This window comes from Caballeronia mineralivorans PML1(12) (genome assembly GCF_001028175.1).
Lineage (GTDB): Bacteria > Pseudomonadota > Gammaproteobacteria > Burkholderiales > Burkholderiaceae > Caballeronia > Caballeronia mineralivorans.
Window position 1 is genome coordinate 38,203 of the sequence record NZ_AEJF01000126.1, and the last position, 11,491, is coordinate 49,693.

Genomic DNA, 11,491 nt, shown 5'->3' on the forward strand with positions numbered 1-11,491 from the left:
TCGATCCACGCCGCTTAGCGAACGCTCACGGTTTCACTCAGCTTGCTTCGACGGTGCGGCGGCCCATCTGCGCTGCATCGCTTCCACAAGATGCCGCCACAGAAATTCAGCCGCGGGCGAGAGGCGGCGGCCAACGCGCCGTATTACCTGGCTGCTGAATTCGCGTGCTATCGGGTGCTCCAGTTCCAGCGCAAGCAGCCTTCCCGCTTCCAGGTATTGCCGCGCAGCATCGGTCGACATGAATGCCACGCCTAGCCCTGCGGCAGCGATAGCCTGGGCAGCGGAGAAAAGATCGCAGCGATAAGACGGCGTCAGGTTCAGCCGCTCTGCACGAATGATGGCATCGAGATATTGCTGCGCGCCGAAGCGCTCGGGCATGAAGATGAGTCGCTGATCGCGCAACTGGTCGAAGCGGATACGCCGCTCGCCCGCTAAGGGATGGTGCGGGCTGACAAGCGCGCAGAACTGCGCGGCCCGAAAGGTGCGGGCGCGTATGGCGGGGTCGCTGCCGCCGCCCGCGCATAGACCGAGATCGACGTCGTCGTTGCGAACCATCGCGATGATTTCGGATGTCGCACCGCTGCGCAATTCCACCACGATGTCAGGAAACTGCAAGCTGAAACGCTCGAGCACGGTGGCCAGCAGATTCTCGACGAAGCCCTCACCGACGCCAATCCCCAATCGTCCGCGCCGCAAGCTTCTAAAATCCTCCAATTGAGCCAGCATGTCTGCATCGCGGCGGCTACTCTCGCGATAATGTTCGACGAGGCTTAGCCCGATCTCGGTAAGCACCGCGCGCCGGCCGCGCCGCTCGAGCAGTACGACGCCGTGGTCGCGTTCGAGCTGCGCTACTTGCCGGCTGATCACGGAGCCGTTGATGGCTAGCGCGTCGGCGGCGGCACGCACGCCGCCATGCAGGTCGATTTCATGCAGATAGCGCAGGCTCCGGGCGCTAAGCAAGTTCTCTCGGGCAGGCGTATTGTCTTTGGCCATATCGTGGTCTGTTGACATGCAGGTCAACATTATCGGCTAAGGAACGTCATTGATTAGCGGATTTTGCAGCAGAATACTGCCCCCTTCCATTTCATTTCTTACGCACAGACAATAGCGATCATGGAAAATACCCAAGGCTTTTGCTCCCTCGACGACACGACAGATCTCCGCGATGAACTAAGCGAGATCCGTCATCGCCTGCATCAGAATCCGGAGCTGGCCTACAAGGAGTTCCAGACCTCCGACCTTGTTGCGCAGAACCTCGAAAGCTGGGGTTACAAGGTGACGCGCGGCCTGGGCGGGACGGGCATGGTCGCGTCGCTCACAGCGGGTACGGGATCGCGCGCCGTGGCCGTGCGTGCGGACATGGATGCACTGCCGATCGCCGAAGAAACCGGGCTGCCGTACGCCAGCCGCAACGCGGGCCTGATGCACGCCTGCGGCCACGACGGCCACACCACAATGGTCCTGGGCGCCGCGCGCCACCTTGCGCGCACACGTGCGTTCAACGGCACGGTTCATCTCGTGTTCCAGCCTGCCGAGGAGATCGGTGCGGACAGCGGCGCCATGCGAATGATCGCCGACGGCCTGTTCGAGCGTTTCCCCTGCGAGGCCATCTTCGGTTTGCACAACCATCCCGGCTATCCGACGGGTACGTTCATGTTCCGCAGCGGCCCCTTCATGGCGGCATCCGACACAGTCAACATCACCATTCACGGTCGCGGCGGCCACGCAGCGCGCCCGCATCTTGCCGTGGACCCGGTGGTGATCGGCGCGGCGCTGGTGACTGCCTTGCAAACGGTCGTCGCGCGCAGTATCGACCCGATGCAAACGGCCGTCGTAACGGTCGGCGCCTTTAACGCGGGTCATGCCGCCAACGTGATTCCCGAGTCGGCGCGTTTGCAGATCAGCGTGCGTTCGTTCGACGCCGATGTCCGCAAGCTGCTCGAAGCACGTATCCGCGCGCTCACGGACGCTCATGCTAGCGCGTATGGCGCACGGGTGGAGATCGAGTACGTCCCCGGTTATCCGGTTGTGATCAATAGTCAGGCCGAGACGGAACTGGCGCTGCAAGTAGCGCGCGAACTGGTCGGCGACGACCGCGTTGTCGATAACTTCGGCCCGATTGCAGGCAGCGAAGACTTCGCTTATTACCTGCAGAAGAAGCCGGGATGCTTCCTGCGCTTAGGCAATGGAGAAGGCGCGCCCATGCTTCATAACGCGTCCTATGACTTCAACGACGACAACCTCACCGTCGGCGCGGCCTACTGGACGCGCCTGATCGAGCGTTTCCTCGCGCAATAAGCTTTAAGCGCATTAATCGATAGAAACAGACCCTGTGCACTGTGCGATGCCCCGGCATCGCGCTTAGCCGTGCGCACGGCCCACGCATCCACGGGACTTCCATGTCAGTCATTACAGCCCAGCCCGCTAAAGCTGTTGCACAAAGCAAGATCGTGATTGCCGCGATCATCGGCAACCTGCTCGAGTTTTTCGACTTCACGGTCTATAGCTTTTTCGCGCTCACGATCGCCAAGCTTTTCTTCCCGGCGCACGACCCGGTTGTCTCGACGCTGCTCGCGCTATCGGCATTTGCAATCGGCTTTGTCTCGCGGCCGGTGGGCGGCTTCGTGCTTGGCCACTACGCGGACAAACGAGGCCGGCGTGCCGCGCTGACCCTGACCATTTTCCTGATGGCGATTGGCTCGGCCATGATCGGCCTTGCGCCGACTTACGCGAGCATTGGCTTAGCCGCTCCGGCCTTGATCATCTTTGCTCGCCTGCTGCAGGGATTCGCGCAAGGCGGCGAGTTCGGCGCCGCTACCGCGACGCTGCTCGAGACTGGTTCAGCTAAAGGCCGTGGCTTTCGCGCCAGTTGGCAACTCGCGAGCCAAGGCGCCGCTGCGCTGATGGGCTCCGGTATCGCGGCACTGCTTACTTACCACTTGAGCAGCGAGCAACTGCTCGACTGGGGATGGCGAGTGCCGTTCCTGATCGGCACGTTGATCATGCCGGTCGGCGTGTATCTGCGCCGGCACATTGTGGAAGAGCCGCCGAAGCAGGCCAAGGCAACAAAGTCCAGTCTGGAGCCGGCCCTGGTGCGCAAGTGGTTCCTGACCGTATTTGCCATCATGGGCATGACGGTCGCAACCTACGTTCTCATGTACTACATCCCGACTTATTCGATTCAGTATCTGAAGATGCCGGCGAAGCTTTCCATGCTGGTGTCGATCTGCGCGGCCATCGTTTCGCTGACGCTGTGTCCGGTCTGGGGTGCGCTATCGGACAAGATGCAACGCCGCAAGCCGCTGATCCTCGTTGGACGCATTGTGCTGATCGTGCTGCTCTATCCCGCGTTCTGGCTGATGAACCAGTTTCCTTCGTTGCCGGTCATGGTGGGATTGATCGTGCTTCTGATGCTGTTCTACACCATGGGTTCGGCGCCCGCTTATGCCCTCATGCCGGAAAACTTTCCGAAGCATGTACGCGCCGGTTATCTGGCGAGTGCGTATGCGGTGGCTGTGTCTGTGTTCGGCGGCTCGGCACAACTGGTTGTTGCCTGGCTTATCAAGGTTACCGGCAACACGATGGCGCCCGCGTGGTACATGATCGTATGCGTGGTCATTTCGCTGATCGCCGTTTCGATGCTGGAGGAAACCGGTGGACGCGAACTGACCTGACGTTCGTTTGCAAACGTAAGGCTGAACGCTCCCGCGTTCAGCCTTTTTCCGTGAAATGACCGCCGATCACGTCAACGCTTCGCCGGCATCGAAGCGAATATCCGCGGTCGCAACTGCCTGTATGGTCGGACCGAAACTTTCGATCCCCGCCAAAGTCGCGTTGTGATGCTCGACAATCCATGCAGCCTTGGCGTGGTTCTTGTCGTGCGTGGTGTGAGCGTCGGCCACGAGCGTTACGTCGTACCCGAGAGCGGCAGCGCGACGCACCGTTGTATCGACACAGAACTCCGTGGCGTAGCCACATACGACCACGTTGGACACGCCGTTCCTTTCAAGGATCGATCCAAGGCTCGTCCTCAAGAACGAGTCCGATGTTGTCTTCCGCACTATCTCGTCGGATGCCTGCACCTGCAACTCTTTGGCGAGGGCCCAGCCCGGCGTGCCATATTCAAGGTCGTCCGTTGCGCTTTCATGCTGGACGAAAATCACCGGAACGCGGGCGGCACGCGCCCGCGATGTCAGTTCGTTGATGCGGGCGAAAACACTTTCGGACGATGCCGGTGAAGGAGTCGGCCGGAACAGTCCCTCCTGCACGTCGACCACGATCAGCGCTGCTGCCATGTCTATTCTCCTGAGAAAACCGTAGTCTAGCTTGCACGCCTTACATGACCTGCGCGCCCTGTGACTTTTACTCACAGACTCAATATTTTTCGTGCATTGTCGCGCCCTTTTGCCCGGTGCCTAATCCACTCGAACCGTCGCTCAATGCGCGCATTCAAGGGACAACATGGACACCGGTGTGCTCAAACCTGCAATCTCAGACCCGTTGATGAAGCGAATCGCCTGGCGGCTCGCCCCGTTGATGATCCTGATGTACATCGCGAATCAACTGGACCGCGCGAACATCGGTTATGCCGCGCTGACAATGAACGCCGAGCTCCATATGACGGCGGCGCAATACGGCCTGTCCGCCAGCCTGTTTTTTCTGGGCTACATTCTCTTCGAGGTGCCGAGCAACCTCTGCATGCATCGCTTCGGCGCGCGCCTCTGGATGACACGTATCCTGCTTAGCTGGGGACTGCTTTCGTCGCTGACCAGCTTCGTGCCCAGCGCGCACTGGCTGTTTGTCGCGCGTTTCTTTCTGGGTGCGTTCGAAGCCGGCCTGTTTCCCGGGATGGTGTATTACCTCACGCTCTGGATGCCCGCGCGTAATCGCGTATGGGTCATGTCGCTGTTCGTCACCGCCATTCCGCTGACCGGTGTGCTCGGTGCGCCGGTTTCCACGTGGCTCATGGCGCATGCAAACGTGTTCGGCATCACCGGCTGGCGCGCGATGATCCTGCTCGAAGGGCTGCCTGCAATCATTCTTGGTGTCGTCGCTTATTTCTGGCTGGCCGACGATCCCTCGCATTCACGCTGGCTATCGGCGGCGGACAAAAGCGAGATTGCAGCAGCGCTTGCCGCAGAACAGGCTCAGGCCGCTGCCGCAACCTCGCCGTCGAGCGCCTTGAATGCCCTTAAGAACGCGAAAGTCTGGGCGCTAGGCGTCGTTTATTTCGGCACCAATGCCGGCATCATCGGCTTGCTTTATTTCCTGCCGCAAGTGGTCAAGACGTTTGAAGTGACGTTCGGCGTGAAATACAGCATCACGGACATCGGCCTCATCACGGCGATCCCGTTCGGTGTCGCAGTCATTGCAACACTCATTTGGGGACGCCTGGTCAGCCGCAGGCAAATCACCGCGGCGCATGTAGCGGGACCACTCCTGGTGTGCGCGGCATCGCTCTCCGTGGCGCTGTTGTTGAGATCTCCCTATCAGACCATCATCGCGCTCGCGATCGGCACGTCGGCGTGCTTTTGCAGCATCACGACCTTCTGGCAACTGCCGAGCCGCATCCTCACCGATCGTGCCGCCGCAGCGGGCATCGCGTTGATTACAAGCATTGGGGTGTCGTCGGGATTCTTGCTGCCGTATTTCATCGGCTGGGTGAAAGATGCGACGGGCACGTTCGTGCTCGCGTTCATCGGCATTGCAGTGGCAATGGTGATCGCGTCCGCCGTGGTCGTGTTGCTCGAAGCGGGGCGGAACAAAATCGATGCGGCCGGGCTTGCCAGCGAGTGAGATTATGTGGCGTTATCATCGGCGCATGCGGGTTTGTTCCTCTTGATCCAAAGGATTGCCGATGCGTCGCGGAGTGCCCAGTCTCAGTGCGCTGCAAGCGTTTGAAGCAGCCGCGCGCCATGAAAGTTTTTCGAAGGCCGCGCTCGAGCTTTCGCAGACGCATGGTGCTGTCTGCAAGAAGGTCAACGAGCTCGAAGCGCATCTCGGCATCACGCTATTCGAACGGGTCCGCCAGCGGCTGGTATTGTCCCCGGCGGGCGCGGAATACGCGCGGCGCATCCGGGTGCACCTCGACCAGATTCGTCGCGACACGCTCGACGTCGTACGCAAGCAGAGCGAGGTTCCCGTCCAGCTCGCCGTCGGGGTGACCTTCGCGGCGCAGTGGCTGATTCCGCGCCTGCATGATTTCTACGAGCGTAATCCGGACCTGCAACTCCATATCATGGGCCGCGACCAGCCCACTTTCTTCGACGACTCCAGCTTTGACGCCGCGATCTATTTTGGCCAGGGTCTGTGGCCCGCCATGCCGGGCCAGCCGCTAGTCAGCGATGACAAGATCCTGGCCGTCTGCGCGCCAGCCCTGGCTAACGGATGCGTCGGCTTAAGCGCTGCGGAGATCGGCACCCTGCCGTGGATTCACACTCGCGACTTGCCGCGTGCGTGGCTGGCGTGGTCCGAAACAGCGGGTCCGCGAGTGATCGAACACAGTGCGTCGAACCAGCATTACGACATGTTCATCATGGCGATCAACGCCGCAATCTCAGGATTGGGCGTGGCGTTGCTGCCGCGCATTCTTATCGATCGTGAACTGCGGGCGGGCACGCTGGTTCAAGTTCATCCGCACGCCATTCCGAATCCAGAGACCGTCTATTACTCGTTCCCCGAGCAGAAACGCGACTGGGAGCCGCTCAAGCGTTTCGATGGATGGCTGACGTCGGCCGTGCGCGAGTATCGCGACGGCTGGGGTCGGCGCGAACGCGCGGACATGACCGAAGCCACGTTCTCGCCGACCTGAATACGCTTGTGTTCAGAGGTACTCGCGCAAGTCCGGGCTGTCGCGCAGGAGTTGCTGGTAGAGCCCTTGAAAGCCGAGCCACGCTACATAATCCGAGCCTAATTGTTCACGCGTTTCCCGCGCTTCGGCTTCGTTGAGCGGCTCGATCGGGCCAGCTGCTTCGGCCAGCAACTGCACCTGGCAGCAGCGCTCCATCGCGATGAAGCGATACGCCGCTGCGTCAACCGACGAGCCCACCGTCAGCAAGCCATGATTGAGCAGGATGGCGGCTCGTTTGGCCCCCATCGTCTCTGCGATGCGGCGGCCTTCGTCGGCGGCCAGCACGACCACGTCGCCGCGAAACAGGACGTGGTCTTCATAGAAAAGACAGGCTTCCTGGTTGAGCGGCGCTAGCAGCCGCGAGCGCGCGGAAAACGCGCGACCGTAGGTGGTATGCGTGTGGGCGGCCGCCACGACATCGGGATTGGCGCCGTGAATACCGCAATGGATGGCTGCCGCTGCCGCGTTGACGGGACCCGTGCCATGGTAGACGTTGGCGTCCTCGTCGATACAGACGAGGTCGTCGGGACGAATCAAAGAAAAATGCTGCGCGTAGGGATTGACCCAGAAGCGGTCGTGGAACTCCGGATCGCGCACGGTGATATGTCCCGCGATACCTTCGGCCAGCCCGAAGCGCGCGAAGATGCGAAACGCCGCAGCGAGTTTCAGCTTGCGATACCGGCGCTCATCGTCGACGCTGGAGAATACCGGTGGCTCCGGTAAATCCCCGCCTATCGGCTTGGGAATTCGACGCTCCTGGAACTCCGCATGACCCATCACGCCCCCTACCTTGCTAGTGATCGAAGGTTCGATTTTCATGCGGGCGCATAACACCGTCTATCGACGATATGTCACAGGATTGCGTCTCGTGCTCACAACGCATCAGGTTGCGGGTTTTTATATCGCTAGCGATATAAAAGTCATGCCCCTTTACAGGCGTGGCTTTCATGGGCGGAATAACGGTGAATCAGTTCGCAAGCCTCATGTCAGCGACCTATAATTTTCGCAAGCGCTATAGGTTGAGGAATGCGTGGCGCTAACTCGGTTAACCCCGTCGATCAACTCCGTATTACGTAATGGGGAATGACGCCATGACCCGCAAATACATCGACTGTCGCGAGTTTCCAAGCGAGATGAATTGCACCGTCGCGCTGTCCGCGGACTCTGACCAGGAACTCCTGGATGCGGCCGTCCAGCACGCCGTGTCCGTCCACAAACATACCGACTCTCCCGAGCTGCGTTCACAGCTGAGCGCGCTGTTCCACCAAGGCACCCCGCCGGTCGATTCCCCGCGAGCCGGATAACTTGCTGCCAAGCAATTAAAAGCGCATTTCCGCGCAGTGGCGCCGACACATCGATAAGTATGACGAACAGATTGTTCGTTCGACGCCGTGCATTTCAACCAGGGTGCTTTTAAGGGAGCGCATCATGGCAGTCGACCAGTCAAAACTCGATGCATTCATGGGAGGTTTTGTCCACGATCTCGGCGCCGTGATGCATGCGGCCACCGTAGTCGTGGGCGATCAGCTTGGGCTTTACAAGGCGCTCGCCGCCAAGCCGTTACGCGCGGACGAACTCGCCCAGGCAACCGAGACCGACGCGCGTTATGTTCGCGAATGGCTAAGCGCGCAGGCCGCGAGCGGCTATGTCAACTACGATCCCGCGTCGGAACGCTTCAGCCTCAGCGAGGAACAGTCCTTTGCGCTCGCCGAGGAAGGCAGTCCGGCATTCATACCGGGAGCGTTCCAGATTGCTGTCGCCCAGTTCAAGATCATCCCGAAGATGGTGAAGTCGTTCAAGACCGGGCTGGGGGTTGGATGGCACGAGCACGACGTCTCGCTCTTTCATGGCACGGAGCGTTTCTTCCGTCCGGGTTATGCCGCGTATCTCGTGAGCGACTGGATTCCGTCGCTTGGCGGCATCGAGGCGAAGTTGAAAAACGGCGCACGCGTAGCCGATATCGGCTGCGGGCACGGTGCGTCCACCGTCATCATGGCGCAGGCCTATCCGCAGTCGACGTTCGTCGGTTATGACTATCATGAGGCGTCTATCGAGCACGCCCGGGAGTCGGCAGCAACTGCCGGCGTGGGAGACCGGGTGAGTTTCGAGGTCGCTTCCGCCAGCGATTACCCGGGACGCGACTACGACTTCGTCACCATGTTCGACTGTCTTCACGACATGGGCGATCCGCTTGGCGCATCGCGTCACGTGTTTGAAACTTTAGACAGCGATGGCGCCTGGATGATCGTCGAACCGTTCGCCAACGACACGCTTGAAGGGAACCTGAATCCGGTTGGGCGGATCTTTTACTCGGCGTCTACGCTGATCTGTACGCCGGCTTCGCGAGCACAAGCGGGTTCGATGTGCCTGGGCGCGCAAGCGGGCGAGCGGCGGATTCGCGATGTGGTCACCGAAGGGGGTTTCACGCAGTTTCGCCGGGCCACGGCGACGCCGTTCAATCTCGTTTTTGAAGCGCGGCGATAAGACGTGAGTGAGGTGGTTCCCGGGCGTTTCGCGGCGGGAACCACCCTGCGTGGATCTTACTTTTTCGCCGAAGCCGTCGTACTCTTGCGGGCAGCGGTTTTTTTTGCCACCGCCCGCGCGACCGGCTTCTTGCTCCCGCTCGATTCGCGCGCGTTCGCAAGCACCTCGTTACTCGCCTCGTTACTCCATTGTTCAAGCAAAATTCGAGTCTGCGCGCGTACCGTCGCCTTGAGCAATTCGCCCTTCTCTGCGTCGATCTCGGTCCATCCAAGCAACGCAAGCGTCGTGCGCGGCGCAACATGGAACATCAACAGTTGTCCGTGCAAACTCAGCATCCGGATCAACGCAAGCGGATCGTCGGGTTTCGTACCGGTGATTCGTGCGATCAACCTCGAGCCGACATCGTTTAAAGGCTGTCGCAAGCGCCGCGTCAAAATCTCCGATGCGATGGAGGGCTCATGCCCTGCCTGTTCACGCGCGAAAAAGAGCCGTTGGTTAGTCGGGCCGCAAGCCTTCAGGAACATGCGATCCGCAATCGCTTCCTGAATGCGGATGAACGCATCGATCAGCACCGGCGTGTCGCTGTCGTTGCTCAACACCTCGGCCGCGTGAGTCACGACTGGCTCGAAGGTCTCCCAGGAAGCGTCGGCGATGTATTCCGCGCACGCGCGATAGACCCCCTCTTTATTCTCGAAGTAATACTGCAGCGCGGGTGCATTGACGCCAGCGCGCGCGGCGATGTCACGCGTGGACGCGCCCTCGAAACCATGCTCGCCAAACGATTCGATCGCCGCCTCGATGATTCGCAGCCTTGTCTCGTCGCCTCGCACATATCCACCGGCCGACGGACGGCGTAGCCGTTTTGTGTCGTTCATCCACGCTTCTCCCTTCAACATTACAAAATATATCACTTGACACAATTTTACCAACTGGAATAATTGTTCCGATTGGAATAATTTGGATCAAAGATGTCAACAACAGCAGGATCGCCGCAGGAAATGCCTCAAGATTCCGCCGCTTCGCCCGCGCGGCGATCGGGAAAACGCCTGATCCTCGTTCTGCTCGGGATCGTTGTGCTCGTCCTTGCGGGAATCTGGCTTGCGCGCTGGTGGACAGTCGGGCGCTTTATCGAAAGCACCGACGACGCTTACCTGCAAGCCGATAGCGTCACGGTCGCACCCAAGGTCAGCGGCTACGTGACCGACGTCTATGTAGGCGACAACGCCATGGTCAAGGCAGGCGACCCGCTCGTGCGGCTCGATACCCGCCAGTACCAGGTTGCGCTCGATCAGGCCCAGGCGACCATCGCGGCGCGCGCCGCAGACATTCAACGCGCGCAAGCCGATATCCTGCAGCAGCACGCCAATATCGAACAGGCAAAAGCACAGCAGCAAGTTGCCCGTGTGAGCGCCCAGCATGCCCGCGATGAAGTCCAGCGCTATGCGCCGCTCGCGGCCACCGGCGCCGAAACCAGCGAACGGCTGGCTGAGTTGACCAGCACGCGCGATCAGGCGCTGGCGACGCTCGCGGCCAACGCCGCGGCCGTTGATGCCGCCGAGACACAGATCGCCGCCACGACCGCTCAGATCGCCCAGGCACGTGCCCAGCTCGAGGCAGCGGAGGCGAGCGCGCGGCAAGCGCACCTCGACTTGCAGGACACGGTCGTGCGCAGCGCATTGGCCGGCAAGGTCGGCGACCGCTCGGTCCGGGTCGGTCAATACGTCCAGCCGGGCACACGAATGCTGTCGGTCGTGCCGGTGCAAAGCACCTATCTGACCGCCAATTTCAAGGAAACGCAGGTCGGCCACATGCGTGTCGGTCAGCCCGTGATCCTGCATGTGGATGCGCTGCCCGGCACGGATCTGCACGGCGTGGTCGACAGTTTTGCACCGGGCACCGGTGCGCAGTTCGCGCTGCTGCCGCCCGAAAACGCCACCGGCAATTTCACCAAGATCGTCCAGCGCATTCCCGTGCGCATTCGCATTGAGACGGGTCCGGAAACACGCAGCGTGCTGCTGCCGGGCTTGTCGGTGACGGCCGACGTCGACACGCGGTCCTCGCGCGAGGGCGACAAGCGCATCGAAGCCGAGAATAACCATGGCTGAGGCGACCGCGTCGTCGCCTGCAGCGCCCGCACCGGAGGCTGAGCGCGCGAGC

General features: G+C 60.9%; 11 protein-coding genes. 7 read left to right on the forward strand and 4 right to left on the reverse strand.

Annotation, left to right across the window (positions count from 1 at the left end):
* Window positions 1–33: 33 nt before the first annotated feature.
* Window positions 34–993 carry a LysR family transcriptional regulator gene (locus EOS_RS20390; protein WP_087881977.1) on the reverse strand — a complete coding sequence of 320 codons (960 nt, stop codon included), beginning with the start codon at window positions 991–993 and terminating at the stop codon, window positions 34–36.
* A 120-nt stretch (window positions 994–1,113) separates the two neighbouring features.
* On the opposite strand from EOS_RS20390, the gene EOS_RS20395 reads away from it, so the two are divergent.
* Both EOS_RS20395 and EOS_RS20400 read left to right on the forward strand, forming a co-directional pair.
* The gene (locus tag EOS_RS20395) at window positions 1,114–2,298 is read left to right on the forward strand and encodes a M20 aminoacylase family protein (RefSeq protein ID WP_047848503.1); all 1,185 of its coding nucleotides are present in this window, start codon (window positions 1,114–1,116) and stop codon (window positions 2,296–2,298) included.
* A gap of 101 nt (window positions 2,299–2,399) precedes the next feature.
* On the forward strand, window positions 2,400–3,674 hold the full coding sequence (locus EOS_RS20400; RefSeq protein ID WP_047848504.1) for an MFS transporter: 1,275 nt from the start codon (window positions 2,400–2,402) through the stop codon (window positions 3,672–3,674).
* Between the two features lie 66 nt (window positions 3,675–3,740).
* Here EOS_RS20400 and EOS_RS20405 read toward each other — a convergent pair whose 3' ends face one another.
* Complete coding sequence (locus tag EOS_RS20405; RefSeq protein WP_047848505.1) at window positions 3,741–4,295, reverse strand: cysteine hydrolase family protein; 555 nt, start codon at window positions 4,293–4,295, stop codon at window positions 3,741–3,743.
* A 208-nt stretch (window positions 4,296–4,503) separates the two neighbouring features.
* On the opposite strand from EOS_RS20405, the gene EOS_RS20410 reads away from it, so the two are divergent.
* Both EOS_RS20410 and EOS_RS20415 read left to right on the forward strand, forming a co-directional pair.
* Window positions 4,504–5,796 (forward strand): MFS transporter, encoded by a 1,293-nt coding sequence (locus EOS_RS20410; RefSeq protein WP_235442892.1) that lies wholly within the window; start codon window positions 4,504–4,506, stop codon window positions 5,794–5,796.
* 61 nt (window positions 5,797–5,857) lie between these two features.
* A complete protein-coding gene (locus EOS_RS20415) occupies window positions 5,858–6,811 on the forward strand; it encodes a LysR substrate-binding domain-containing protein (protein WP_235442893.1) in 954 nt (317 codons plus the stop codon).
* A 12-nt stretch (window positions 6,812–6,823) separates the two neighbouring features.
* Here the strand turns inward: EOS_RS20415 and EOS_RS20420 are convergent, their stop codons facing one another.
* Window positions 6,824–7,669, reverse strand: a complete 846-nt coding sequence (locus EOS_RS20420) for a class II aldolase/adducin family protein (protein WP_235442894.1) — start codon at window positions 7,667–7,669, stop codon at window positions 6,824–6,826.
* A gap of 272 nt (window positions 7,670–7,941) precedes the next feature.
* Here EOS_RS20420 and EOS_RS20425 point away from each other — a divergent pair, with 272 nt between their 5' ends.
* Together EOS_RS20425 and EOS_RS20430 are read left to right on the forward strand one after the other, a co-directional pair.
* Complete coding sequence (locus tag EOS_RS20425; protein ID WP_047848508.1) at window positions 7,942–8,154, forward strand: DUF1059 domain-containing protein; 213 nt, start codon at window positions 7,942–7,944, stop codon at window positions 8,152–8,154.
* A gap of 124 nt (window positions 8,155–8,278) precedes the next feature.
* Window positions 8,279–9,334, forward strand: a complete 1,056-nt coding sequence (locus tag EOS_RS20430; protein WP_047848509.1) for a class I SAM-dependent methyltransferase — start codon at window positions 8,279–8,281, stop codon at window positions 9,332–9,334.
* Window positions 9,335–9,390: 56 nt separating this feature from the next.
* Here the strand turns inward: EOS_RS20430 and EOS_RS20435 are convergent, their stop codons facing one another.
* The gene (locus EOS_RS20435) at window positions 9,391–10,209 is read right to left on the reverse strand and encodes a CerR family C-terminal domain-containing protein (protein ID WP_047848510.1); all 819 of its coding nucleotides are present in this window, start codon (window positions 10,207–10,209) and stop codon (window positions 9,391–9,393) included.
* 93 nt (window positions 10,210–10,302) lie between these two features.
* Between EOS_RS20435 and EOS_RS20440 the strand changes: the two genes are divergently transcribed.
* Window positions 10,303–11,439 (forward strand): HlyD family secretion protein, encoded by a 1,137-nt coding sequence (locus EOS_RS20440; protein ID WP_047848511.1) that lies wholly within the window; start codon window positions 10,303–10,305, stop codon window positions 11,437–11,439.
* The last annotated feature ends 52 nt before the right edge of the window (window positions 11,440–11,491 follow it).

Coding starts and splice junctions, on each gene's coding strand:
- EOS_RS20425 (WP_047848508.1), top strand. CDS start 7,942: ATGACCCGCAAATACATCGACTGTCGCGAGTTTCCAAGCGAGATGAAT.
- EOS_RS20395 (WP_047848503.1), top strand. CDS start 1,114: ATGGAAAATACCCAAGGCTTTTGCTCCCTCGACGACACGACAGATCTC.
- EOS_RS20430 (WP_047848509.1), top strand. CDS start 8,279: ATGGCAGTCGACCAGTCAAAACTCGATGCATTCATGGGAGGTTTTGTC.
- EOS_RS20435 (WP_047848510.1), bottom strand. CDS start 10,209: ATGAACGACACAAAACGGCTACGCCGTCCGTCGGCCGGTGGATATGTG.
- EOS_RS20420 (WP_235442894.1), bottom strand. CDS start 7,669: ATGAAAATCGAACCTTCGATCACTAGCAAGGTAGGGGGCGTGATGGGT.
- EOS_RS20400 (WP_047848504.1), top strand. CDS start 2,400: ATGTCAGTCATTACAGCCCAGCCCGCTAAAGCTGTTGCACAAAGCAAG.
- EOS_RS20390 (WP_087881977.1), bottom strand. CDS start 993: ATGGCCAAAGACAATACGCCTGCCCGAGAGAACTTGCTTAGCGCCCGG.
- EOS_RS20440 (WP_047848511.1), top strand. CDS start 10,303: ATGTCAACAACAGCAGGATCGCCGCAGGAAATGCCTCAAGATTCCGCC.
- EOS_RS20415 (WP_235442893.1), top strand. CDS start 5,858: ATGCGTCGCGGAGTGCCCAGTCTCAGTGCGCTGCAAGCGTTTGAAGCA.
- EOS_RS20410 (WP_235442892.1), top strand. CDS start 4,504: ATGAAGCGAATCGCCTGGCGGCTCGCCCCGTTGATGATCCTGATGTAC.
- EOS_RS20405 (WP_047848505.1), bottom strand. CDS start 4,295: ATGGCAGCAGCGCTGATCGTGGTCGACGTGCAGGAGGGACTGTTCCGG.